Source organism: Opitutus sp. ER46 (assembly GCF_003054705.1).
Taxonomy (GTDB): domain Bacteria; phylum Verrucomicrobiota; class Verrucomicrobiia; order Opitutales; family Opitutaceae; genus ER46.
Map to the genome: position 1 here is coordinate 391,150 of NZ_QAYX01000023.1, position 23,706 is coordinate 414,855.

At 68.4% G+C, this 23,706-nt stretch carries 17 protein-coding genes; 3 read left to right on the forward strand and 14 right to left on the reverse strand.

The annotated features are described in order from the left end of the window. Positions 1–90: 90 nt before the first annotated feature. From DB354_RS14555 to pyrF, 7 genes are all read right to left on the reverse strand, one after another. Positions 91–1,728, reverse strand: a complete 1,638-nt coding sequence (locus DB354_RS14555; protein ID WP_107836360.1) for a peptide ABC transporter substrate-binding protein — start codon at positions 1,726–1,728, stop codon at positions 91–93. 103 nt (positions 1,729–1,831) lie between these two features. Further along, the gene (locus DB354_RS14560) at positions 1,832–3,481 is read right to left on the reverse strand and encodes a M28 family peptidase (protein ID WP_107836361.1); all 1,650 of its coding nucleotides are present in this window, start codon (positions 3,479–3,481) and stop codon (positions 1,832–1,834) included. 52 nt (positions 3,482–3,533) lie between these two features. Next, on the reverse strand, positions 3,534–5,237 hold the full coding sequence (locus DB354_RS14565; protein ID WP_107836362.1) for a peptide ABC transporter substrate-binding protein: 1,704 nt from the start codon (positions 5,235–5,237) through the stop codon (positions 3,534–3,536). A 27-nt stretch (positions 5,238–5,264) separates the two neighbouring features. Then, positions 5,265–6,908, reverse strand: a complete 1,644-nt coding sequence (locus tag DB354_RS14570; RefSeq protein WP_107836363.1) for a peptide ABC transporter substrate-binding protein — start codon at positions 6,906–6,908, stop codon at positions 5,265–5,267. A 10-nt stretch (positions 6,909–6,918) separates the two neighbouring features. After that, on the reverse strand, positions 6,919–7,398 hold the full coding sequence (gene ispF / locus DB354_RS14575) for a 2-C-methyl-D-erythritol 2,4-cyclodiphosphate synthase (RefSeq protein ID WP_107836570.1): 480 nt from the start codon (positions 7,396–7,398) through the stop codon (positions 6,919–6,921). A 20-nt stretch (positions 7,399–7,418) separates the two neighbouring features. Next, positions 7,419–8,132, reverse strand: a complete 714-nt coding sequence (ispD, locus tag DB354_RS14580) for a 2-C-methyl-D-erythritol 4-phosphate cytidylyltransferase (protein WP_107836364.1) — start codon at positions 8,130–8,132, stop codon at positions 7,419–7,421. Between the two features lie 80 nt (positions 8,133–8,212). Next, the gene (pyrF, locus tag DB354_RS14585) at positions 8,213–8,920 is read right to left on the reverse strand and encodes an orotidine-5'-phosphate decarboxylase (RefSeq protein WP_107836365.1); all 708 of its coding nucleotides are present in this window, start codon (positions 8,918–8,920) and stop codon (positions 8,213–8,215) included. Between the two features lie 126 nt (positions 8,921–9,046). Here pyrF and ispE point away from each other — a divergent pair, with 126 nt between their 5' ends. Beyond that, positions 9,047–9,964, forward strand: a complete 918-nt coding sequence (gene ispE / locus DB354_RS14590) for a 4-(cytidine 5'-diphospho)-2-C-methyl-D-erythritol kinase (protein ID WP_107836366.1) — start codon at positions 9,047–9,049, stop codon at positions 9,962–9,964. Between the two features lie 84 nt (positions 9,965–10,048). After that, the gene (gene ptsP, locus DB354_RS14595) at positions 10,049–11,812 is read left to right on the forward strand and encodes a phosphoenolpyruvate--protein phosphotransferase (protein WP_107836367.1); all 1,764 of its coding nucleotides are present in this window, start codon (positions 10,049–10,051) and stop codon (positions 11,810–11,812) included. A 28-nt stretch (positions 11,813–11,840) separates the two neighbouring features. Here the strand turns inward: ptsP and DB354_RS14600 are convergent, their stop codons facing one another. The 3 genes from DB354_RS14600 to greA form a co-directional block, all read right to left on the reverse strand. Continuing rightward, complete coding sequence (locus DB354_RS14600; RefSeq protein ID WP_107836368.1) at positions 11,841–12,779, reverse strand: metalloregulator ArsR/SmtB family transcription factor; 939 nt, start codon at positions 12,777–12,779, stop codon at positions 11,841–11,843. A gap of 82 nt (positions 12,780–12,861) precedes the next feature. Continuing rightward, positions 12,862–13,488 (reverse strand): LysE family transporter, encoded by a 627-nt coding sequence (locus DB354_RS14605; protein ID WP_107836369.1) that lies wholly within the window; start codon positions 13,486–13,488, stop codon positions 12,862–12,864. Positions 13,489–13,547: 59 nt separating this feature from the next. Further along, positions 13,548–15,398, reverse strand: a complete 1,851-nt coding sequence (gene greA, locus DB354_RS14610; RefSeq protein ID WP_107836370.1) for a transcription elongation factor GreA — start codon at positions 15,396–15,398, stop codon at positions 13,548–13,550. 113 nt (positions 15,399–15,511) lie between these two features. Between greA and DB354_RS14615 the strand changes: the two genes are divergently transcribed. After that, entirely contained in the window at positions 15,512–16,816 is a 1,305-nt protein-coding gene (locus tag DB354_RS14615; RefSeq protein WP_107836371.1) for an RsmB/NOP family class I SAM-dependent RNA methyltransferase, read from the forward strand. Positions 16,817–16,858: 42 nt separating this feature from the next. Here DB354_RS14615 and DB354_RS14620 read toward each other — a convergent pair whose 3' ends face one another. The 4 genes from DB354_RS14620 to glyA all read right to left on the reverse strand — a co-directional run bounded on the left by DB354_RS14620 (position 16,859) and on the right by glyA (position 23,641). Further along, complete coding sequence (locus DB354_RS14620; RefSeq protein ID WP_158277546.1) at positions 16,859–17,986, reverse strand: aspartyl protease family protein; 1,128 nt, start codon at positions 17,984–17,986, stop codon at positions 16,859–16,861. Positions 17,987–18,126: 140 nt separating this feature from the next. Continuing rightward, positions 18,127–19,452, reverse strand: coding sequence for an MFS transporter (locus DB354_RS14625; RefSeq protein ID WP_233256650.1), 1,326 nt, complete (start codon positions 19,450–19,452; stop codon positions 18,127–18,129). Positions 19,453–19,583: 131 nt separating this feature from the next. Continuing rightward, entirely contained in the window at positions 19,584–22,259 is a 2,676-nt protein-coding gene (locus DB354_RS14630) for a CHASE domain-containing protein (RefSeq protein WP_107836374.1), read from the reverse strand. Positions 22,260–22,375: 116 nt separating this feature from the next. Continuing rightward, a complete protein-coding gene (gene glyA / locus DB354_RS14635) occupies positions 22,376–23,641 on the reverse strand; it encodes a serine hydroxymethyltransferase (protein WP_107836375.1) in 1,266 nt (421 codons plus the stop codon). Positions 23,642–23,706: the final 65 nt, after the last annotated feature.

Sequence of the window (23,706 nt, forward strand, 5' to 3'; positions counted from 1 at the left end):
TGGGGACGGAGGGTCGGAGTGGAGCGGAGACGGGCGACGGAGGAGCGGAGAGTGAGAGTGGAACGGGCGGGAAGGCGAGCACTCCGGCGGTCAGTTGCCGATCGAAAGGTATTTGTAGGGATGGTTGTCGAGGAGCGTCGGGTAATAGCCGCGCACCTTCGGGTTCAGCGCGCGGACGGTGGTCCAGTAGTAGATGGGCAGGATGGGCAGCTCATCGACGAGGATGGCGTCCATTCGCTGGTAGATGGCGTAACGCGCAGCCTGGGTGGGGGCGCTCAAGGCGGCCTGGAGGAGCCGGTCGTACTCGGGGTTGGCCCAGTTGGTGTCGTTGTTGCCGCTGGTGGACTCCCAGATCTCGAGGAAGACGTGCGGGTCGACGTAGTCGGCGATCCAGCCCGCCCGCTGGAGGGTGAAGTTCCGCGTCTGCTGCAGGTCGAGGTACACGTTCCACTCGTAGTTCGCGAGGGTGATGTCGATGCCGAGGTTGCGCCGCCACATCTGCTGGATGGCCTCCGCTACGGCGCGGTGGTTCTGGGACGTGTTGTAGGTCAGCTCGACGGTTGGGAAACCCTTGCCCCCGGGGAAACCGGCTTCGGCGAGGAGCCGGCGGGCGTCCTCGACGGTGCCGGTGAGCCGCGCCTCGGGCGTGTAGCCGGCGACGCCGGGGTAGCTGACGGCGTAGGCCGGCTGCTGGCCGCCGCGCATGACATTGCGGACGATGGATTCGCGGTCGATGGCGAGGGCGAGCGCGCGGCGCACGCGTTTGTCGTTAAACGGCGGCCGCGCGACGTTGAACCGGTAGAAGTACAGCCCGAGGTACGGCTCGATGTGCAGCGCCTGCGGGTGGTCGCGACGGTAGGTGTCGATCTTGGCGTTGGGCAGTTCCCACGTCTGGTCGACCTGGCCGGTGCGGAACATGCGCTCGTCGACGTTCACGTCCTCAGTCGGAAAGAAGTGGATCTCGTCGAGTTTCACGGTGGCGGCGTCCCAGTACTGCGGATTCCGTGCCACGACGATGTGCTGGTGGGGCGCCCACTCCTTGAGGACAAAGGGGCCGTTGCCGACGAGGTTCTCGGGGCGGGTCCACGCGGTGCCTTTCTCGTCGAGCCGGCCGAAGCGCTGGATGACGCGGGCGGGCACGGGCGTCCACGCGTAGTGGCTCGCGATGATGTTCATCAAGTACGGCGTCGGGTTGCGCAGCGTGACCTGGAGCGTGCGCGGATCGGGCGCCTTGATGCCGACTTGGCTGAAGTCGGTGAGGCGACCCTCGTAGTAGTCCTTCGCGCCGGCGACGAAGTTGTAGATCAGATACGCGTAGCGGGAGGCGAAGGCCGGCGAGAGCATGCGCTGGTACGAGAGGAGAAAGTCCTCGGACGTGATCGGGTCACCGTTGGACCAGCGGGCGTTGGCGCGGAGATGAAACGTGTAGACGAGGCCGTCAGCGGAAATGTCCCACGATTCCGCCACGCCGGGGACGGGGTGGAGGTCCCGCGGGTCCTCGGTGGCGAGGCCCTCGAAGAGCGCGGCGACGATCTTGTGCTCGGGGACGCCGCTGATGGCCTGCGGGTCGAGGTCCTGCGGTTCGCCGCCGTTGCCGATCCGCAGCACCTGGCGAACGGGGGCGGGGGATGCGCCGGGGACGCTGGCGGGCACGACCTCTTTTCGCGCACAACCGGCGAGCGCGAGGAGCAGGAGGAGGAGGACGGCCCAGGACTGGCGAGCGAGCATCCGGCAAGCGAAGCGGATGGCCGAGCCGGGGCAAGCGTCGGGGCGGGGCGAAGGACGTGGGCCTCGGCTCAGCGTCCTGAGCCGGTTCGGCGGTGGCGGAAATCTATCGCTGCGCCTTCTTCGCGAATTCGCTGCCGGGTTTCCAGGTGGGGCGCTGGGGCGCGTTGGCGATCTCGAGGCCGACGAGGAAGAGGAACTCGGCGTCCTGGGCGGCGCCCTCGAAGGTCCAGTCGGGCCGCACCTCGTCGCTCACCTGGTGGTAATGGTGGGCGATGTAGTCCTGGATGACCTTTTCGCCGAAGTCGGCGGGTTTGCCGAGGTACTGGCGTCCCGTCTTGGGGTAGTAGCTCGGCACGCCGACCTTCGCGAATTCGAAGTGGTCGCTGCGGTAGTACGACCCGTGTTCCGGGTGGCTTTCGGGCTTCATGGTGCGCCCCTGACGTTGGGCGACGGCGATGCCGATGTCGTCGATCGTCGAAGCGCCAAAGCCGATCGTCTCCATATCGCTGGTCGGGCCGTACGGGTTGGCGCCGTCCATGTTGATGTCGGCCACGGTCTGGCGGAGCGGATACAGCGGATGGCGCGCGTAGTAGCCCGAGCCGAGCAGGCCCTTCTCCTCGGCGGTCACCGAGAGGAAGAGGATGCTCCGCCGGGGCCGCGACGCGGCTGGCAGGGAGTGGAACGCCTGGGCGAGCTCCACGAGCACGGCGGTACCCGAGGCGTTGTCGCCCGCGCCATTGAAGATCTGGTCGCCCTCGAGCTTGAGATCGCGGCCAAGGTGATCCCAGTGCGACGTGTACACCACGTACTCGTCGCGGAGCTTGGGATCGGAACCGGGTAGGAGGGCGACGACGTTGCGCGAGTCCACCTGGCGGAGCGTGCTGTCGATCGTGAACGACGCGGTGGCCTTGAGCGGGACAGGTCGGAAATCGCGCGCGAGGGCCGCTTGCTTCAACGCGTCGTAGTCCTGGCCGGCCGCGGTGAACAGCCGCCGGGCGGCGTCGAGCGTGAGCCAGCCATCCATGGCCGCGCGGCCGGCGTTGCCGTCCGGGGTGCGGATCTCGAAGTTTTCCCGCGAGCGGCTGGAGACGACGACGCTGAACGGGTAGGCGGCGGGTTTGGTCTCGTGGACGATGAGGCACGCAGCGGCTCCCTTCTCGGCGGCGATCTCGTACTTGTACGTCCAGCGCCCGTAGTAGGTCATGCCCTCGCCCGCGAAGACCTTGGGGTCGAGCTGGCCGGTCCGTGGGTCGGTCACGGGCGGATCGTTGATCAGCATGACGATGGTTTTGCCGCGCACATCGACGCCCTTGTAGTCGTCCCAGCCATACTCGGGCGCGACGATGCCGTAGCCGACGAAGACCACGTCGCTGGCCTTCACCTCGAGGTGAGTCGCGGAGCGGCTCGTCGGGCCGACAAAATCGACGCTGGGCTGCAGGACGATCTGTTCGCCGCCGACCGTGAAGGAGAGGGTCGGACGCGAGGTGATGCCGACCAGCGGGACCTGCTGGATGTACGTGCCGTCGGGATTGCCGGGCGTGAGGCCGAGTTGGCGAAACTCCCCGACCAGGTAGTTGACGGTCTTCTCCTCGCCGGCGGAGCCAGGCGCGCGGCCCTCGAACTCATCGGAGGCGAGGACCTTGGTCCGTTCGAGGATGCGGGCGGGCGAGAAGGCGGGCGTGGGCGCGGCCGCGGCGAGGAGCGGGGCGAGACCGGCGAGCAGGGCGCCGACGAGGGGTGAAAACGAGCGCATCGCGCGAAAATGGGGCGGATCCCGGGTTTCGCAACTGCGCCCGCGCCGGGACCTAGTCGCCCTCGACGATCACCTCGTTGTAGCGGCGGGACCAGAGGGCGTCCTGCTGCCAGCCCTCGACCCGCGTGCTCATCATCCAGTTCTGCACGTTGAAGTAGACCGGCGCGACGGCGCCGGACTCGAGGAGCAGCGACTCCGCGGTCAGAATGTCCGGACGCGGATCGGCGGTGCGGGAGGCCCGCTGGACGGCTTCGTCAAAGGCCGGTGAGCTCCAGTGTGGGAAGTTGTTGGGCGCGCCCGTGGTGAAGTCGGTGAGCGCGGCGACCGGGTCGCAGACATCGAGCAGGCTGGTGACGAAGGCGATGTCGTAGGCCCCGGCGTTGATGGCGGCGAGGTGGACCTTGGCCTCCTGGACGACGATGCGCACCTCGATGCCCAACTCCTGGCGCCACATCTGCTGGATGGCGTCGAGGACCGGGTTCTGTACCCAGCCGGCGAGTTCAAGCGCCGGGAAGCCGCGGCCATTGGGGAAACCGGCTTGCGCCAGGAGCCGGCGGCTCTCTGTCGGATCGTAGCTGAGCGGGGACGGGGAGTCGGGGTGGGGAGGCTGGCCGGCGGCGGCGGAGTCCAGCCCGCGTTCGCCGCCGAGCACCGAACCCGCGAGCAGCGCGGGCGAGAGGTAACGCGTGGCGGGGTGCTGGCCGCCGCGGAGGACGTACGTCACAAGCTTGTCCCGATCGATGGCGAGGGCGAGCGCGCGGCGGACCCGCGCGTCACTGAGCGGCGCGCGCGTGGTGTTGAAAGCGAGGAAGCGGGTCTCCGCGAGCGGGGCGCGGTGCAGTTCCGGCGCGCGTTCGACGGCGTAGGGCTCGAGCTTGGACGGCGGCACGGCCATCGTGACGTCGATCTGTCCGGCGCGATAGGCGCGGTCCTCGGTGTCCTGGTTGTCGAAGCGGATGAACTGGATCTCGGCGGTGGGGACTGGGGCGGGGGCGTGATACCGCGGATTGCGTCGGACGACGATGCGGCGTTGCGAACGCCATTCGGTGAGCACGTAGGGGCCATTGCCCACGTAACGACCGGGGGCGGTCCAGTGGCGGCCGTGCTGGGCGACGGCGCGCGGGTTGACGGGGATCCACGGGCCGCTGGCGACATACAGCGGAAAACTTGGGTTGGGGTGCGCGAGCGTGACGACGACGGTGCGCGGGTCGGGGGCGGCGAAGCCCACCTGGTCGAACGCCGTCACCTGGCCCCACACAAAGGCCTCCGCATTCTTTACGGCGTAGAACAGATGCGCCTTGGGCGCGGCGGTGGCGCGCGTCAGGACCCGCCGGAACGACGCGAGAAAGTCGGCCGCGGTGAGCGGCTCGCCATTGGACCATTGCAGGCCGGGTCGCAGCTGGAACGTGTAGGTGAGTCCGTCATCGGAAACCCGATACGCCGCCGCAGCGCCGGGCAGGGGCGCGCCGCCGGCAGGATTGGGCACCAGCAGGCCCTCGCCGAGGGCGCGGATGATGAAGAACTCGTCGGGCAGCGAGGCGGTGGCGGGATCGAGGTCGGTGGGCTCGTTGCGCTGGCTGACGCGGAGGATGCCCTCGGGCGCGGACCGTGATTTCTCGCGGCAGCCAGTCGCGACCAGCAGGAGCAGCGCGAGCGCGCCGGCACTAAGGAGCCACCGCGGGCGCCGCGGCGCCGCACGCCGGCGGGGGGCGTCGGCGGCCAACAGGGCGGAGGAGCTGGCGCCGGGAGCGGACATGAGACGGAGGGCGGCGGGCGGAGCGCGTCAGGGCTCCAGCCAGACGTGCTTGAATGGATGGTGGTCGAGGAGCGTGGGGTGCCAGCCCTTGACGGAAGGATGCAACAGGAAGGTGTGGGCGTTGTAGTAGAGCGGCACGACGGGCGCGGCCTGGAGGAGAAGGGTCTCGGCCTCCTGCAACTGGCGGGCGCGGGCAACCGGGTCGCTGTTGCGGGCGGCCGCGAACAGCAGGGCGTCGTAATCGGCGCTGCGCCAGTTGGTGTGGTTGTTCGCGCTGTCGCCGCGCCACGGGTCGAGGAAGGTCGTGGCGTCGAGGTAGTCGCCCACCCAGTCGGAGAGCAGGATCTGGTAGCGGCCGGCGCGGCGTTCGGAGAGGACGACCTTGTACTCCTGGTTGGCGATCTCGACGTTGAGGCCGAGTTCGCGGCGCCACATCTCCTGCAGGGCTTCGGCGACGACGCGCAGGTTCTCGTTGGTGTTGTACAGGAGCTGGAGGGTCGGGAGCGGTTGGACGCCGTTGCGCGTGACCTCCTGCAGGAGGCGGCGCGCCTCGGCGGCGTCGGAGCGGACGGCCTGCGGGGGCGTGTACGTGGCGAGCCCGGGCGGCGTGAGGGAATGGGCAGGACGCTGGCCGGCGCGCAGGACCTTCTCGACCAGCACATCGCGGTCGACGGCGAGCCCGAGCGCCTGGCGGACGCGGACATCGTCGAACGGCGCGCGGGCGGTGTTCAGGCGCAGGAAGTAGGTGTTGAGGTAGGCGTCGGACCGGAGCAGTTGCGGCGACTCACGGCGGTAGGCGTCGGCCTTGCCGAACGGCAGCACGTAGGTGACGTGGAGCTGGCCGGCGCGGAAGGCGCGCTCCTCGGCGTCGACGCTGTCGATCGGGTGGAACCGCACGCCCTTGAGCTTCACGCGGGTGGCGTCCCAATAGGTCGGCGACTGCTCGACGAAGATCTCCTGATTTGGCCGCCACGTCTTGAGGACAAAGGCACCGTTGCCCACGAGCGAACCCGGGCGTGTCCAGCGGTTGCCGCGGTCGGCGAGGCCGCCGAAGCGCTGGATGGTGGCGACCGGGACGGGCAGCCACGCGGAGTGGGTGAGGAGGGAGAGAAAGTACGGGGTGGGATGGTCGAGGCGGACGCGCAGCGTGTAAGGATCGAGCGCGGTCACGCCGACCTGGCTGAAGTCCGGGTTCGCGCCCCGGTGGAAGGCCTCGGCGCCCTGGAGCACGTAGAGCAGCCCGGCATTTTCCGCCGCGAGGCTCGGCGTGAGCATGCGCTGCCACGACGCGACGAAGTCAGCCGCGGTGACCGCGGTGCCATCGGACCATTTGGCGTCGCGGCGCAGGAAGAAGGTGTAGGTGAGGCCGTCGGCCGAGACATCCCACCGCTCGGCAACGCCGGGCACGGGATGCAGGTCAACCGGGTCCTCGACGACGAGGCCCTCGAACAGCGCGGAGACGACGTCCATCTCGGCGATGTTGACGGCGGTCTGGGGGTCGAGGTCGGTGACGTCGGCGTGGGCGCCGCGTTCGAGAATCTGTTCGCGAATGCCGCGTTCGACGGCGCTTTCGCGCCGGCCGCAGCCGGGCAGGAGCAGGAGCGCCGCGAGGAGCGCGGGCAGCAGGCGAAGGAGGGACAGGGCGGGCAGGCGACGGAGGAGAATGCGCATCGGGCGCCGATCAGGCTTTGGCAATGAGGGCGACGGCGTGGGCGGCGATGGCGAGGCCGCGGCCGAGATCGCCGACCCCCTCGTTGGTGGTGGCTTTGAGGCCGATGTTGGCGGCCGGAAGGTGGGTGGATTTGGCGAGCGCGGCCTTCATTTCGGCGAGCCGCGGGTAGAGCTTGGGTTTCTCCGCGATGACCGTCGCGTCAATGTTGCCGATGGCGAAGTTGCGTCGGGACAACTCGCCGCAGACGCGGGTGAGGAGAATCTGCGAATCGATGTTCTTGTACGCCGGATCGGTGTTCGGGAAGAAGTGGCCGATGTCGGGCAGCCCGGCGGCGCCGAGGAGCGCGTCGCAGATGGCGTGGGTGATGCAGTCGGCGTCGCTGTGGCCATCGAGGCCGAAGTCGGTGTCGAACCGGACGCCGGCGAGGACGAGGGGACGTCCGGTGACGATGCGGTGAATGTCGTAACCGTGGCCGATCCGGAAGTTCATGGGGTTGACCGGGGTTGGGGTCATGCGGCGGGAGGCGGCGACTCCTGGGCGAGGAGGAACTCGAGATACTTGAAGTCCGCTGCCGTGGTGAGCTTCGGGTTGGGGTGGGGGTTCTCGAGGAGAGCGACCGGCTCGCCCAGGGTTTCCACCGCCTGGGCATCGTCGGTGATGTGCAGGCCGCGGGCCTGGACGCGGGCGTAGGCGCGGGAGATGAGTTCGCGGGAGAAAACCTGCGGGGTCTCCATGCCCCAAAGGCGGGCGCGGTCGATGGTGCGGAGCCGCACGTGCTCCTGCCCGCCGGCGGTGCGGACGAGATGCTCCTTGATGGTGTCGGTGACGCGGTGGGCGAGGACGACGGCGTGTTCGCGGCGGACGATCTTGTGGAGGGCAACCAGTTGTTCGGGCTGGATGAGCGGGCGGGCGCAGTCGTGGATGAAGACGTGAGCGATGTCGGCGGGGAGCGCCGCGAGGGCGTGCATGACCGACTCCTGGCGCTCGTTGCCGCCGCGCACGAGGACGGAGGGCGTGGGGGCGTAGGCCGAGAGCTCGAGCATCTGGCGCTGGTCGCGATACACGATCACGTACAGGTCGGCGATGGCGCTCTGCATGAAGGCCGAGACGGAGTACGAGAAGACCGGCCGGCCGGCGAGGGGGGCGAGGATCTTGTCCGTAACGACCCCGTTCATGCGTGAGCCGCTGCCGGCGGCGAGGAGGATGGCGGCGGTGCGGGACATGACGACGGAATGCTGAAGGCTGAAGGCCGAAAGCTGAAGGCTTAAAGCGGGGGGAATCGCAGCACCTGGGTTGCGCCAGTTCAGCGTCCCGAGGCGTTGGAAGTGAGCTCGGCGAGAATGGCGCGGGCGGCGGCGACTGGATCCGGGGCCTTGAAGATGGGCCGGCCGACCACGATGAAGTTGGCGCCGGACTGTGCGGCCTCGGCGGGCGTCATGACGCGCGTCTGATCGTCGGCCTTGGCGTCGCGCGGGCGGATTCCGGGCGTGACCAGGGCGACCTCGGCGGGGAGCACGGCGCGCAGCGGACGGATTTCAAGCGGGGAGCAGACCAGGCCGCGGACGCCGGCGGCGGCGGCGAGCTGGCCGAGGCGGACGACCTGGCGCTCGGGTGAATCGGGCACGCCGACCTCGTTGAGGCCGGTGGCGCTCATGGAGGTGAGCACGGTGACGCCGAGAAGCAGGAGCTCGGGGGCGTGTTCGCGCTGGGCCTTGACGGCCCACTCCATCATCTCGCGGCCGCCGCAGGTGTGGAGCGTGAGCATGCGGATGGGCAGGCGGGAGGCGGACTGGACGGCCTTGGCGACGGTGTTGGGGATGTCGTGCAGCTTGAGGTCGAGGAACACGTTGTAGCCCAGGTCGGCGATTTCGCGGACGCAGTCGGGGCCGCAAGCGGTGTACATTTCGAGGCCAACCTTGGCCCAGCGGACGGTTCCCTGCAGCTGGCGGAGCGCGGGCAGGACCTCGCGGGGAGACTGGGCATCGAGGACAAGGATCAGGTCACAGGACATCGGCGCAACGGCTAGACGGGAAAACCGGGTCAGGCGAAGGCAAATCTTGGGGCGGAAGGGCGACGAGGCGGGGCGAAATCCGGGCTGGAGGCTGCCGGTTGAATCGGGCTGCATGGAAGCCACCACATGACTGCGGTCACCCAGACGATATTCGCGCCGGCGAAGCTCAACCTGTTCCTCGCGATCACGGGCCGCCGGCCGGATGGGTTTCACGATCTGGTGTCGGTCGTGGCTCCGCTCGCCTTCGGCGACGAGCTCAGCGTCACGGTGCGACGCTCGGCTTCGCTGGTGTTGACGCTGACGTGCACGGACCCGGAGGTGCCGGTGGACGAGAGCAATCTCATTTTGCGGGCGGGCCGCGCCTTTGCCGAGGCGGCGGGTTGGACGGGAACGGTGGCGTTCCATCTCGAGAAGCGGATCCCAATGGGGGCCGGGCTTGGCGGCGGCAGCAGCAACGGGGCGGCGGCGTTGCGCGTGCTGAACCGGCTGGCGGGAAATCCGTTGTCGGCGGAAGCGTTGCGCGACGTGGCGGCGACGCTTGGATCGGACTGCCCGCTTTTTCTGGAGGAGGCGCCGGTCGTGATGCGCGGACGGGGCGAGCGGCTCGAACGGTTGCCCGAGACGGCGGCGGCGCGGCTGCGCGGGCGGGACGTTTTGGTGTTCAAGCCACCGTTTGGCATTCCGACCGCGTGGGCGTATCGGCGTCTGGCGGAGCTGGCAGCCGAGGCGGGTGCGGCCGGGGGCATCTATCTGCCGGCGGCGGAAGCCGAGCGCCGCCTGGCCGAGTGGATCGAGGCGCCGGCCGCGCCGGTGGAGGACCTCCTGTACAACAACATGGAGACGGCCGCGTTTGCGAAGTACCTGGCGCTCCCGACCTTGCTGGACCAGATGCGGGAGCGTTTTGGCCTCGCACCGCGGATGACGGGCAGCGGAAGCGCCTGTTTTGCATTTACGGGGCCGGGCCGGCCGATGGACGGCCTGACGGCCCTGATCGACGAAGCCTGGGGCAAGTCGGCGTGGAGGGTCGCAACTCGTGTGGCGTAAAACCGCATTGACCCTTCCTTCCGGGCACGCGTTATCGTCTCACGCGGCTGCGTCCTCCCCTAGGGTGCGCCGTAACCACCTGTCATGAGCTCCCCGGAGAAAGACGAGATCGTTGTGCAAGGCATCGCCGCCTCGCAGGGAATCGCTTATGGCCAGATCTTTCTCTTTGTCCGCAGCGAGGTCGAAATCCCGACCTACCAGGTCGATCCGGCAAAGCGCATCGACGAGGTCGCGCGCTTTGACCGCGCGCTGGTGATGACGCGCCAGCAGATCGCGCGCATCAAGGCGGAGGTGGAGAAAAACATTGGCCCGGAGGAGGCGGCCATCTTCGACGCCCACCTCATGGTGCTCGAGGACCAGGCGTTGATCGGCGAGACGATCCGCGCGTTCGAGTCGACCGGGAACAACATCGAGACCTGCTTCAACCTCGTCTCGCAGCGCTACATCAAGGCCTTTTCCGAGATCGACGACGAGTACCTGCGCGAACGCGCGGGCGACCTGCGGGATGTGACGCAGCGCGTGTTGCAGAACCTGCTCGGCCAAACCGAGAACGCACTCAACCGGCTGGCCGACCAGCGCATCGTGGTGTCGCACGAGATCTCACCGTCGGATTCCGCGACGCTCGACCGGTCGGCGACGCTCGCGATCGTCACGGACTCGGGCAGCAAGACCAGCCATGCCGTGATCGTCGCGCGGTCGATGAAGGTGCCGGCCGTGGTTGGCGTGCGCAACCTGACGCAGCGCGTGAAGAGCGGGGACTGGGCGATCGTCGACGGGTACGACGGCATCGTGATTCTCAACCCGACCGAGAGCACGCTGTTCCGCTACGGCAAGGTGCAGGAGCGAAAGAAGTCGTTCGAATCGCGGCTGCTCGAGGCCAACCGGGAGCCGGCGATCACGAAGGACGGCGTCAGCGTGACGCTGATGGCGAACATCGAGAAGGCCGACGAGGTCGGCATCGTGAAGAATTTCTTCGCGCAAGGCGTGGGGCTGTTCCGCACCGAGTTCCTGTTCATGAACGCGGCACGCATGCCGTCGGAGCAGGAGCAGTTTGTCGCGTACAAGTCGGCGGCCGCCGCGCTGGCGCCGCAGCCGGTGATCATCCGCACGCTCGACATCGGCGGCGACAAGCCGCTCTCGCTGCAGGCGGACCTGTTCCCGAAGGAGGACAACCCCTTCATGGGCTTCCGGGCGATCCGGTTTTGCCTGGAGCACCAGGACATCTTCAAGGACCAGTTGCGCGCGATCCTGATGGCGAGCGCGCACGGCAAGGTGCGGATCATGTACCCGATGATCAGCGGCTCCGAGGAGATGGCGCGCGCGAATGCGGTGCTCGCCGAGTGCATGACGGAGCTGAAGCAGCGCGGCCAGCCGTTCGACGAGAACATCGAGGTGGGCGCGATGATCGAGATTCCGAGCGCCGCCGCGACCATCGACCTGCTCGCGCCGGACTGTGCGTTTTTCAGCATCGGCACCAACGACCTCATCCAGTACCTGCTCGCGATCGACCGGGTGAACGACCGGATCGCGCACCTTTACGAACCGACGCATCCGGCGGTGTTGCGCACGCTGCAGCACATCGTGGAGGAGGCGCACAAGCATGGGATCCCGGTGAGCGTGTGCGGGGAAATGGCCGGAGATCCGGTCTTCTCGCCGCTGTTGCTGGGCCTGGGCGTCGACGCGCTCAGCATGTCACCCGCGTGGATTCCCTCGGTGAAGTACCTGGTGCGCGCGATGACGATGGCGGAGGCGCGGGCGCTGGCGGCCGAGGCCCTGACGCTCGGTTCGCCGAAGGAAATCTACGCCCGCTGCGACGCGTTCTACCGCGCGCGGGTGAAGATGGACTGAGCTCGCGGCGCGCCCGCCGCGGCGCCGGTCAGCGCCGCTCCTTCACGCCGCTGGCGAGGAGCGTCTCGAAATACGGCTCGATCGATTCCCGGGCGACGGCGCTCACCTCCACCTTGGTGAAGCCGGCCTTCTTGAGGAACCCGTGCAGGGCGCCTTCCCGGAAGCCGAGCCAGATGTCGGCGTAGAGTTCGCGCGCCTTCTCGAACCCGTGCTCATTGAGGTCGAGCACGAGGACCTGGCCGCCGGGGCGGAGGACGCGGAACGCCTCGTTGACGGCGTCCTGCGGGTGCTGCGCGTGGTGGAGGGCCTGGCTCAGAATGACGAGATCGACGGAGCGGTCGGCGAGCGGCACCTGCTCGATGTCGCCGAGCTTGTAGGTGAGGTTCTCGAGCCCGTTCTTGCGGGCAAGTTCGGTGCCGACCTCGACCATCCGCGGCGAGTTGTCAATGCACCACACCTGGCGGGCGCGACGCGCGAGCAGCTGGGAAATGAGACCCTCGCCGGCGCCGAAATCGGCGATGTCGATGGCGGGCGTGAGGCGCAGGGCGAGATGACCGATGGCCTCCCACGACCGTCCCGGGCAGTAGTTTTTGCCCAAGCGGCCGGCGATGAGGTTGAAGTATTGCTCCTGCGTGCGTCGGCGCTTCTGGAGGATGAGGTCGAGGTTCTCGCGGTCCGCGGCGAGGATGGGCAGCTCGCTGATGGAATCGATCGCGGCACCGAGGAGGGCTTGGGTCTTGGCCGGCAGTTTCTCCTGCAGCGAATAGAAGGCGTTCTTCCCCTCGCGCCGGTCGAGCACGAGCTTGGCCTGGCGCAGTTGGGCGAGTTGCGACGAGATACGCGACTGGCCCATGGCGAGGATGTCCTGGAGCTCGGCGACGGAAAGCTCCTCGCGAGACAGCAGGGCGAGCAGCCGCAGGCGCGTCGGGTCCGAGAGAATCTTCAGGATGTCCCAGGAGGAGTTCACGTGGCGGCAACCGTGGGCAAAAGCCCGGGGCAGCGCAACGTCCGAACCAGCACCGCGGTATCCGCGGAGGCCGGCTCCGGGCTTAGCGCGTAAGAAAGTTGCGGACGAACGCGGCGAGCTGCCAGGCGCCGAGCAGCGTGATGATCGTGCCGGCGACGAGATTCATGACGCGGAGGCCGCTCTGCTCGAGCCGGCTGCCGAGCCACCCGCCGGCGAGGCTGACCACCAGCCACCAGCCCACGGAACCGACGAAGACGCCGAGGACGAGCAGCATGGCGCCGGTGATGCTGCCCGCTTCGGCCCCGAGTCCGAGCCCGGCGAAGATCGCCAGGAACGACAGGATGGTCATCGGGTTCATCAAGGTGAGCGCGAGCGTCGAAAGGTAGGCGGCGCCCAAACCGCGGGGTTCACCGGCGGCGCGACGGGCGGCGGGACGGGCCCGGAACGCCGCGGCGCCGATCGCCACGAGCGCGAGGCCGCCCACGAGCTGGATCCAGAGCTGGTTCGCCACGAGGGCCTGGCTGATCGCGGTGAAGCCGAAGGCGGCGATCGCCCCATAGAGCGCGTCGGCCGTCGCCGCGCCCAGCCCGCACGCGAAGCCGACCAGCCGGCCATGTGCCACCGAACGATGGATACACAGCATCCCAATGGGGCCAACGGGGGCGGCGATCGCGAGGCCGCCGACGAGTCCGGTCACAAAGAGAAACATGCAGGGTAACAAAAAGGCGGGCCGGGACTCGGCCCGCCGGGAGGGGGGAAGCGGTGGGATCAGCCCGCGGCCTGGTCGACGTAGCGACTGATGGTGACGATGGTGTAGTCCTCCTCGTTGCCACCGGTCTTAACCTTGACGATCTCGCCGCGCTTCTTGCCGACGAGGGCGGCGCCAAAGGCGGTCTTGTAGGAGATGATGTGGCGGTCCGGATCGCCGTCCCAGGCGCCGAGGATCGTGTAGGTGGTGGTCGCGCCGGTGGCGTTGTTCTTCACCTCGACCACGGTGCCGACGCCGACCTGGTCGGTGGAGGCATCCTTGAAGTCGGTGACGCGCGCCCGGGCGAGATCGCGTTCGAGCTGGGCCTTCTGCGCCATGAGGACCGACTGGTCCTGCTTGGCCATCTTGAACTCGGAGTTCTCGCGGAGATCGCCGTGCTCGCGGGCGGCGGCGATGGCCTTGGAGTTCTCGGGAATCTTCTTGGCGACGATCGTATCGTACTCCTCGCGCTTCCGGTCGTAGCTGGAGCGGGAGACGAGCAGCTGCTCCTCCTTGCCCTCGGCATCGGCGGCGACGAGCGACTGGATCTTGGGGAAGATTTTGATGAAGCGGGCGAGGAGCGACTTCTTGGTCAGCTCTTCGAAGCCCTGGTTCAGCATCAGGGTGTTGGCCAGATCGCGCGCGGTCTCGGGATCGGCGGTCGACAGCAGGTCCGAGATCAGGTCGGGATCGTCGCTCAGGATGTCGGCGAGCGGGATGCGGCGGGCGCTGGCGGCCTGCAGGGCCTCGTAATCGATGGCGAAGAAGATGGCGCCGAGGAGGCGGGGGGTGATGAGGTCGTTGAGCAGCTTGGCGAATTTCTTCGAGTGGCGATTCTTGACGATCCACAGGAGGACCGGCGCGCGGAGGTTCTGCTCGGTCTGCCAGCGCTTGAGCGTGTTCGCGAGTTCGTCGGAGTGGCCCTGCTCCACGAGGAAGTTGATCACCTCCGTGGTAAACTTGCCCTGCGACGTCTTCAGCAGGCTGAAGAGGATGTCACGGGCCTCGATCGGGTGCGTGGCCTGAACGAGCTCGAGGAAGCGGGACTGGAAATGAACCGGGATCGTCTCGGCGATGGTCGGGAGGTCGCGGGCGACGCTGACGAGCGACGCCTGCGTGGGTTCGAAATTGTTCTCCGCGCCGATTGCCTTCGCGAGGTCGTCGCGCACGGCCGCACCGTAGAGGCGCTCGGCGGCGGTCAGCTGGTTCGACTCGCGCACGGCGTCGGCGACGGTCTTCAGCATGCCGGTCAGGTGATCCGGATGGAGGTCCTTGGTGTCGGTCGCGAGGAGCTCTTCCGCGAGGAGAATGCGGCGGCGGGCGGAGCGCGTGCTGCCGAACTGCTCGATGATCTCGTCTTCCGCGGAGACCGGGGTTTCGCGCAGCACGTAGCACTCGGTCTTCTTCTCGGGCACGGCGACGCGCGGATCCTTGGCCAGCGCCTTCTTGGCGGCCGACCACCACTTCTTGAATTTGTCCTCGCCGATGACCTGGCCGAGCGTCACCTCAAGCTCGATGCCGGTCGCGGCGTTGTTGGGATACGCCTGCAGCGCCTCCACCACGAGCTGGGCCGGGTTCTCGGCGATAAGCTCCGCGATCTTCTTCGGCTCGGTCTCCTTGCGCACCAGCAGGTGCTTCGGCGGCAGCACGTCCATCGTGTTGACGCAGAACGCCGGGTCCATCGGGTGGTTCTTCTTGTCCCGGAAATCGATGAGGAGCTTGTGCGACGCTTCGTCGTAGCTCTTGATCTGGCCGAACCCCCAGCTGCGATGCACGACGTACGTGCCAGGCTCCATCGCTTCGAGTTTGGCTTTGGCCGGCTTGAGCGACGGAGATTTGGCGAGCAGAGCGGAAACGGCTTCGGAATTCATTATTGCGTAGGTGAGGGCCTGAACGGGAGAGTTGAGCCGACAATGACTAGCCTTGTCAAACCGCGTGTAAAAACCCGTGCCGCAACGCACTTTACCCATCGCCGGAGGTGCGCATGAGCACCGTGGCGGAGTCCGCGCCCGGAGGCGCATGGAGGTCGGCGGCGCAGTTGATCGCCCGGTGGCTCGACCGGCGTGAACGGGTGGACGTGTTGCTCGACACGCTACCGTCGGGGCTGGCTCCGGCGGAGCGGGCGCGGTGCCAGCACCTCGTGCTGGGCGTGATCCGGCATTTTGGCCGGATCGACGCGGCGCTGGCGCGGCTGGTGCCGCATCCGCCGCGGTTTGTGACGCGAGCGGTGCTGTTTGTCGCGGGCTTCGAGCTGATCGAGGCGGCGGGCAACGCCGCCACCGCCGAAGGCCAGGCGGCGAAGATCGTGCATCACGCCGTGGAGCAGACGAAGACGCTGGCGAGCCCGGCGGAGGCGCGGCTGGTGAACGCGGTGGTGCGCAAGCTGAAGCCGTTGCTGTCGGGGCCGGCGCCGGCGGCGGGCGCGGCGGCGGCCGAACTGGCGGAGTATTTTTCCCATCCCGAGTGGCTGGTGCGGAGCTGGCTGGCGCAGTTTGGGCCGGACGCGACGCGCGCGCTGCTGGAGTGGAATCAGAAGCCGGCGCCGGTTTACGCGCGCTGGCGCGCGACGGCCGAAAAGCCGCCCGAATGGCTGAAGCCGACGCCGTGGGCGGGATTCTTCGAGATCGAGTCCGGCCGGTGGGCGGCGGTCGAACCGCTGCTCAAGGCAGGACAGATCTACCTGCAGGATCCGGCGACGCGCCTCCCGGTGGAGGTGTTGGCGCCGCAGGAGAACGAGACGTTGCTCGACCTGTGTGCGGCTCCCGGCGGCAAGGCGCTGCTGATGGCGGACGCGATGAAGGCGGGGCGGCTCGTGGCCGTGGATCTGCCGACCAGCCGGATCGATCGGCTGAAGGAAAACCTCTCCCGCGCGGGCGCCGTGACGGTGGCGCTGGTCCAGGGCGATGTGCTGGCGAAGTTCGAGGCACTGCTGCGGGAGCACGAGTTGCCGCCCGTTTATGACGGCGTGCTGATCGACGTGCCCTGCTCGAACACCGGCGTGATGCGGCACCGCGTCGACGTGAAATGGCGGCTGCAGGAGGGTGACTTCAAGAAGCATCCCCAGCAGCAGCTTTCGATGCTCCATGTGGCCGCGCGGCTGGTGCGCCCGGGAGGTCGGCTCGTCTACTCCACCTGCAGCATTGATACCGAGGAGAACGAGCACGTCGTGCGCAGCTTCCTGGCCAGTCGCGCCGGCGGGCCGTACACCCTCGAGTCCACGGTGCTCAGCTTCCCGTGGGTCCAGGGCCACGATGGTGGCGCCAGCTTCCTGCTGCGGCGGTCGACTTGAGCCGGTTGCCATGGCCGCGGCGCCGAGGCCGGCGACCGCGGTTCAGGGGACCAGGTCGAAGACGGCCACGGTCTTCTCCACCTCGGTCGTGCCGAAAAGCAGGGTGAACGTGATGCTCGAGGTCGAGCTCACCAGTTGCTCGTAGCGGGTGAGATTCCACTTCGACACGGACTCGCCATTGATGCGCGTGACCAGGTCGCCGAACTGGATGTTGGCGGCGGCCGCCGGAGAATCGGGAATGACGCCGGCGACGCGCCAATAGGCGGGAGTCTTGCTGAAACTCAGCCCGGCGCTGCGCCTGGCCGGCAGCACGATCGGGGCGGTGGAGTCCCGGAGAAAAGTCACCTGGTCGTGGGCGGTGTCGAAGGTGACGGTGAAGTGTTTCAGAATGCCGCCGCCGACGGCCGACAGGTCCTCCGTCAGGTCGACCACGGGGTTAGGCAGGGCGTACTCGGCGATGGAAAGTTCCTCCCCCAGGCGGCCGATTTCCTGCGGATGGTCGCCGCCGATGGTGCCCAGCGTCGCACCACGGCGGGGGCCAAACGCGAAGGCGGCATCGAGGCCGTGCGGATTGAGGCTGAGGGTGGCGTCGCTGCCGGAGTCGAGCAGCACGATCACGTTGCGCGAGCCGATCTGCACATGGATGACGGGGGTCTTGTGGACGTCATCGAAGCGCACGGAGCGGCCGGGCGTGAGGGCGGTGGTCGCCATCGGCTGGAGCAGAACGCGGTGGTGCGGGTAGTCGAGCGTGAGGCGCGTCTCGCGAAACAGTGGGAAGCCCAGGAGCCCGTCGATCCGCACGCCCAAGTGGGCGGAGAGCTCGGCGAGATCGTGGATCAACACCGGCACGTCCTCGAACGTGGCATCGCCGAGCTCGAGGCGGTGCAGGGACCCCGCCGGCAGTTCGAGGACGTCGCCCTCGGCGGAAGCGACCCGCACGCGCGGGGCGCCGGGCCCGGGCATGCCGGTGCCGTGGCGGCGGACCAGCGCCGGGGTGACGAGCGTGTTGGCAGACCCGGTGTCGATGAGGAAATGGTACGGCCCCTGACGGTCCCACTTGGCCTCGACGATCAGGAAGTTGCCAACGATCTGCGCCGGCAGCTCGACGATCGGGGAACCCAGGCGGGTCCGGCCCGGCCGGGCGGGTTCGCGGCGAAAAGGCAGGTACATGCAACCCGACGCGAAGAGGAGGCAGCAAAAAGCCGAAACCAGGCACGCCATTCGGACCCCGGAGCCTCCCGACCGGCGCGCCGCGGCGGGCGCCGGCGAACGCGGGCCGCCGAGATGGCGCGAGGGCGAGGAAAGGACGTTCATTTCACCGGTTTGGGCAGGCGCAGACTCAACCCCAGGGCGGCCAGGGACAAGCCAGCGCTCACCACAAACACGATCGTGGAACCGAAACGCCAGAACACGAGGCCGGCGAGCATCGGCGTGACCGCCCGCGCGAGCGAACCCAGCGAGCGGAAGATGCCCAGGACACGGCCCTGTTCCTCGCGGCCGGCGTAGAGCGAGATGAGGCCGGAGGTGGAGGGGTTTACGAGCCCCGAGCCGAGCGCGAGCGCGGCCAGGCCGACGTACAGCATCCACGGCCGCGGCGCGAAGCCGATGAGCAGGAGGCCGACGGTGGTGAAGACAAGCCCGCTGCCGAGGATGCGGATTTCGTCCACCACGTTCAGGAGTTTCCGGACGATGTAGCCCTGCGTGATGATCGCGCAGAGGCCGAGAAAGCCGAGCAGCTTGCCGTTGTCCCACGCGGTGTAGCCGAACCGCTGGGCGGCGAGGAAGGTGAGCGCGGACTCCATCGCGACGAAGGCGACGGAGTACACGAACGACACGAGGTTGGCGCGCCGGATCGCGGGGTCATGGAGCCCGAGGATTGCGCGCAGGGGATTGCGCAGCCGGGGCTCGCGGGACTCCGCGCGAGTGCCGGCCGGGAGCGTCTCGTGGAAGCGCCGGTAGATCCAGGCCAGGTTGGCCACGCAGAGCAGCAGGGCGACGAGCGCGGGGCCGGAAAACGGATTGAAACCCAGGTGGGCGAGGGCGGGAAACGTCTTGAGCACGTTCCATTGCGCGGTGACCGCGCCGAGCATGGGGCCGGTGACGAGGCCGAGGCCGAAAGCGGCGCCCACGAGGCCCATGGCTTTCGAGCGTTCCTCGCGGGACGTGACGTCGGCCACGGCGGCGGTGGCGACAGACAGGTTGCCGCTGAAACCGCCGCTCACGATGCGCGAGAGGAGAAACAGCCAGAACGACCCGCTGCACACCCAAACGAGATAGCCGACGGCGGTGCCGGTGACCGTGACGAGCAGCACTGGCCGGCGGCCACGGCGGTCGCTCACTGCGCCCCAGAAAGGGGCGAACACGAACTGCAGGATGGAGAAGAACGAGCTCAGCACGCCGCCGAACAGGACCGGGGCGTAATTCTGGATCCCGGCCGCGCCCGCGAGCGCGTCGATCTGCCGCAGCACCCAACCGAGCAATCCGCTGTGCCCCTCGAGTCGGAGGTAGTAGTCCAGCAGGTCGGGGCCGAGCGGGAAGATGATCGAGAAGCCGATGAGGTCGATGTACAGCGTGAGGAAGATCACGCCGAGCGACAGGGGCCGTGTGGGACGTCCGGGCTGGGTGGGAGGCGGCATGGATCCTTCGGTGGGCAAGGAGGCGAAACGAAAGACAGATGGAGCGAACTCGCCAAGGCGCAACTTCCTGCCTGAAACCGTCCTGGGCGACGCCAGCGGCTGGCCGCAGCGGCCGGAGCCCGCGCCGCCCGCTAGACGAACAGCTCGCGGAGCTTGTCCTCGAAGGCGTCGGGTTCGAATGGCTTGGCGAGGAAGCCGACGCGGCCGGGGCCGCGCACGCGCTCGAGGATTCCGCCTTCGGCGTAGCCGCTCACGAGCAGGACGCGGATGTCCTTCCGGATGGCCCGGATCGCCTTCAGGGTTTGTTCGCCGTCCATGCCCGGCATCAGGAGGTCGATGACGACCAGGGTCCAGCGGTCGGGATCGGCCCTGAAGGCTTCGATGCCCGCCGGGCCGTTCCCTTCAATCTGGGTGGAAAAGCCGAAGGTCTTCAGCAGTTCGGCAATCACGTGCCGGACCGATTCCTCGTCGTCGATGACGAGCACGTGGCCGGTGTGCTGCCAGCGCGTGCGGGGGGCGGGTTTCGCCGCCTCGATCTGCACCGCCTCGCCGGCGATCGCCGGGAGGAAGAGGCGGAAGAGCGTGCCCTTGTCGACCTCACTTTCGACCTGGAGCGCGCCGTTGTGGCTGCGGACGATGCCCTGCACCGCGGCGAGGCCGAGCCCGCGCCCGGCGAACTTGGTCGTGAAGAACGGGTCGAAAATTTTCCCCAGCACCTCGCGCGACATGCCGCAGCCGGTGTCCTGCACCTCGAGGACCACGTAGTCGCCGCCGGGAAGATTCTGGCCGGTGACGGAGGTGGCGAACTCGGCCTTGTCGATCGTGCGATAGCCGGTGCGGATGGTGACATCGCCGCTGCGCCCGGCGAGGGCGTCGACCGCGTTGAGCACGAGGTTCATCACGATCTGGCGGAGCTGCGTCGCGTCAGCGCGTACGCCGGGCACCGGCGTCGTGAGTTCGAGGTGCAGCTGGGCCGAACGCACGACGGAGACGCGGAGAAGCGGGAGCATGTCCTCGACGAGCGCGGAGAGGTCGACGCGTTCGATGATGAACCGCCCCTTGCCCGCGTAGGCGAGCATCTGCCGGCAGAGCTCGGCGGCGCGGAGCGAGGCGGTTTCGATGGCGCGCAGTTGCGGGTCGATCGGATTGCCGGCGGGGAGCGTCATCCGCGCGAGGCTGGCGTTGCCGAGGATGGCGCTGAGGAGATTGTTGAAATCGTGGGCGATGCCGCCGGCGAGCAGGCCGAGACTCTCGAGCTTCTGCGTCTCGAGCAGCTTGCGCTCGATCGCGAGCCGAGATTCCTCGGCGCGCTTCGTGTCGGTGACGTCGATGACGATGCCCTCGACGACGACGAGCCGGCCGGCGTCATCGTACACGCCGCGGCCCCGGGAGAGCACCCACTTCACCGTGCCGTCGCGCAGCCGCGTCCGGTACTCAACCTCGACGTCCCGGTGCGCCTGCAGCGCGGCGCGGGTTTCGTCGCGGACGCGGGCGACATCGTCGGGATGGATCAGTTCGCGGACCCGGACGGCGCCACTCACCAGTTGCTCGGGGGTGCAGCCGGTGAGGGCGAGGGCGCCTTCGCTGGCGAAGGTGAGCTGAAAGTCGCCGTCGTAGGTGGCGCGGTAGGCCATGCCGGGCAGCGCGTGGACCAGGTTGGCGAACTGCCGGCGGCTGTCGGCCAGCTCGGCGGTGCGTTCGTTGACCTCGCGGGTGATGGTCTGGGCGCGGCGGCCTAGGACATTGACCAAGCCGCCGAGGAGGGCGGCGAGGGCCAGGACGCTGCCGACGCGGGCCAGGGGGGTGGAGGTGTGCTGGGTGGCGAGCCATTCCGGCCGCGGCCGGTAGATCACGTGCCACTCCCGCTCGCCGATGTGCAGGGGAAAGGCGCGGGTAAAGGCGGCGTCGCGGCGGAACTCCGCTTCGCTCGGGGCCTGGTCGCGGGCCGTGGCGTCGAGCGCAGGCCGGTAGTACATGATGCGCGGGGCCGGGGCGACCGCCGAGGCGTCGACAAACAGCATGTCGAAGGCGGCGTCGGGGTCGCTGGCGCTGGCGGTCTCCAGCAGCTCCCGCACGTGGAACACGCATTGGACGAAGCCCGTGAACGTCTCCTCGGCCGGCTCCGTCGGGGCGGGCCCGCCGGGGCGAAACACCGGGATGACCATGACCACCCCGAGCTCGTTGCCCCGCTCCTGGACGAGGCGAAACTGGTGCGTGACGACGAGGCGGTGCAGCTCACGGGCCCGCTGGAGGTACGGGCCGCTGGGGGCGTTCGTGAGGTCGTAGCCGAGGGCGAGCTCGTTGCCGTGCATCGGCTCGACGAATACGATCGGGTAGTAGAACGGCCGCGGCGGTGCGCGGTGCGCGAGGCCGTTGGCGTCGAAGTCCATGAACTCGAAACCACGGCGCGGATACACCTGCCGCATGGCCGTCTCGAGGGTGGCGCGGTTCTCGTCCGTCACGAGCGGCACCCATTCGAACGCGAGCGAACCGGTGAGCCGGGCCTGCAGCCGCTGGGTGGCGCGGGCGAACTCGGCGCGTGTGAGCGTGGTGTCGAGCGCGAAGATCGAGGAGACGCCGAAGAGCGATTCGGTGTAGCGGGACAGGACCTCGCTGGTGAGCGCGTGGCGCAGCGAGGCGCGCCGGACAAACTCGCTCTCGGCGTGCAGCTGCTCGGAGTGGCGGGCCTCCCGGTAAAGCAGCACGGCCGCGAGCACGCCGCACAGCACGATCGCGATGATGGTGACGCGGTAAGGCAGGGGGGTGGAGGTCCGCGGTCTGCCGGTCATGAGGTTCGCCGCGAGCATGGGCAAAGCCTGGGCGCGATCAAGTTTTGCCCGGGGCCGACGCCCGCAAGCCAGTCGCAAAACAAAACGGCCGCGGGTGCACCGCGGCCGTGAAGGAGAGGGAGCCGGCTGGCGCCTTACAGGCGGTACGGCAGCGGATGCCGGTCGGTCAGCACCTTGATGCGCGCGCGCACGGCGGCGAGGGCGGACTCCTGGTTGGGCGTGTCAACCGCGGCGAGCACCGCATCGATACAACCGGCGATTTCGTCCATCTCGGCCTCGACGAAGCCGCGGGTGGTGACGGCCGGGGTGCCGAGGCGGATGCCCGAGGCCTGGAACGGGCTGCGGGTTTCGAACGGCACGGTGTTCTTGTTGCAGGTGATGTGGGCGAGATCGAGGGTCTCCTGCGCCTTCTTCGCCGTGAGCTCGGGGAACTTCGGGCGGAGGTCGACGAGCATGAGATGGTTGTCGGTGCCGCCGGACACGATCTTGTAGCCGCGCTTGGTCATGGCGGCGGCGAGGGCGCGGGCGTTCTTCACGATCTGCTCGGAGTACGTCTTGAACTCGGGCTTGAGGCACTCGGAGAAGCACACGGCCTTGCCGGCGATGATGTGCATGAGCGGGCCGCCCTGGCCGCCGGGGAACATGGCGGAGTCGATCGCCTTGGCGTGCTGGGCGCGGCAGAGGATGAGGCCGCCGCGCGGGCCGCGCAGCGTCTTGTGCGTGGTGGTCGTGACGAAGTCCGCGTGCGGCACGGGGGAGGGATGCACGCCCGCGGCCACCAGGCCGGCGATGTGGGCGATGTCGGCGAAGAGCAGCGCGCCGACGCTGCGGGCGATCTCACCCATGCGGGCGAAGTCGATGACGCGCGAGTAGGCGCTCGCGCCGACGGTGATCATCTTGGGCTTCTCGCGCTGCGCGACGGCGGCGAGCTCATCGTAGTCGATCAGGCCGTTGTCCTCGCGGACGCCGTACTGGCAGAACGAGTACAGCTTGCCGGAGAAGTTCGCCGGGTTGCCGTGCGTGAGGTGGCCGCCGTGGCTGAGGTTCATGCCGAGGACCTTGTCGCCCGGCTGGAGCATCGCGGTGTAGACGGCGAAATTGGCCTGCGAGCCGGAGTGCGGCTGCACGTTGGCGTGTTCGGCGCCGAACAGTTTCTTGGCGCGGTCGATGGCGAGCTGCTCGACCTTGTCGACGTGTTCGCAACCGCCGTACCAGCGCTTGCCGGGGTAACCCTCGGCGTACTTGTTGGTCAGCACGCTGCCCTGCGCTTCCATCACGGCAGGGTAGGTGAAGTTCTCCGAGGCGATCAGCTCGATGTGGCTCTGCTGGCGGCCTAGTTCGGCGGAAATCGCGGCGAAGATTTCAGGATCAACGGTGGAGAGCGGCGCGGAGTTTAGCATTGCGGAATACGGAGTGCGGTTGGCGGTCGGAAAATAACCGCGGGCAGCCGATGGCTTAACGCCGC

What these genes read in the sequence shown, in the direction of transcription:
- DB354_RS14570 (WP_107836363.1), bottom strand. Translation starts at nt 6,908, where the DNA reads ATGCGCATTCTCCTCCGTCGCCTGCCCGCCCTGTCCCTCCTTCGCCTG.
- DB354_RS14605 (WP_107836369.1), bottom strand. Translation starts at nt 13,488, where the DNA reads ATGTTTCTCTTTGTGACCGGACTCGTCGGCGGCCTCGCGATCGCCGCC.
- ispE (WP_107836366.1), top strand. Translation starts at nt 9,047, where the DNA reads ATGACTGCGGTCACCCAGACGATATTCGCGCCGGCGAAGCTCAACCTG.
- DB354_RS14615 (WP_107836371.1), top strand. Translation starts at nt 15,512, where the DNA reads ATGAGCACCGTGGCGGAGTCCGCGCCCGGAGGCGCATGGAGGTCGGCG.
- DB354_RS14565 (WP_107836362.1), bottom strand. Translation starts at nt 5,237, where the DNA reads ATGTCCGCTCCCGGCGCCAGCTCCTCCGCCCTGTTGGCCGCCGACGCC.
- ispF (WP_107836570.1), bottom strand. Translation starts at nt 7,398, where the DNA reads ATGAACTTCCGGATCGGCCACGGTTACGACATTCACCGCATCGTCACC.
- DB354_RS14560 (WP_107836361.1), bottom strand. Translation starts at nt 3,481, where the DNA reads ATGCGCTCGTTTTCACCCCTCGTCGGCGCCCTGCTCGCCGGTCTCGCC.
- greA (WP_107836370.1), bottom strand. Translation starts at nt 15,398, where the DNA reads ATGAATTCCGAAGCCGTTTCCGCTCTGCTCGCCAAATCTCCGTCGCTC.
- DB354_RS14555 (WP_107836360.1), bottom strand. Translation starts at nt 1,728, where the DNA reads ATGCTCGCTCGCCAGTCCTGGGCCGTCCTCCTCCTCCTGCTCCTCGCG.
- DB354_RS14630 (WP_107836374.1), bottom strand. Translation starts at nt 22,259, where the DNA reads ATGCTCGCGGCGAACCTCATGACCGGCAGACCGCGGACCTCCACCCCC.
- pyrF (WP_107836365.1), bottom strand. Translation starts at nt 8,920, where the DNA reads ATGTCCTGTGACCTGATCCTTGTCCTCGATGCCCAGTCTCCCCGCGAG.
- ptsP (WP_107836367.1), top strand. Translation starts at nt 10,049, where the DNA reads ATGAGCTCCCCGGAGAAAGACGAGATCGTTGTGCAAGGCATCGCCGCC.
- glyA (WP_107836375.1), bottom strand. Translation starts at nt 23,641, where the DNA reads ATGCTAAACTCCGCGCCGCTCTCCACCGTTGATCCTGAAATCTTCGCC.
- DB354_RS14620 (WP_158277546.1), bottom strand. Translation starts at nt 17,986, where the DNA reads ATGTACCTGCCTTTTCGCCGCGAACCCGCCCGGCCGGGCCGGACCCGC.
- DB354_RS14625 (WP_233256650.1), bottom strand. Translation starts at nt 19,452, where the DNA reads ATGCCGCCTCCCACCCAGCCCGGACGTCCCACACGGCCCCTGTCGCTC.
- ispD (WP_107836364.1), bottom strand. Translation starts at nt 8,132, where the DNA reads ATGTCCCGCACCGCCGCCATCCTCCTCGCCGCCGGCAGCGGCTCACGC.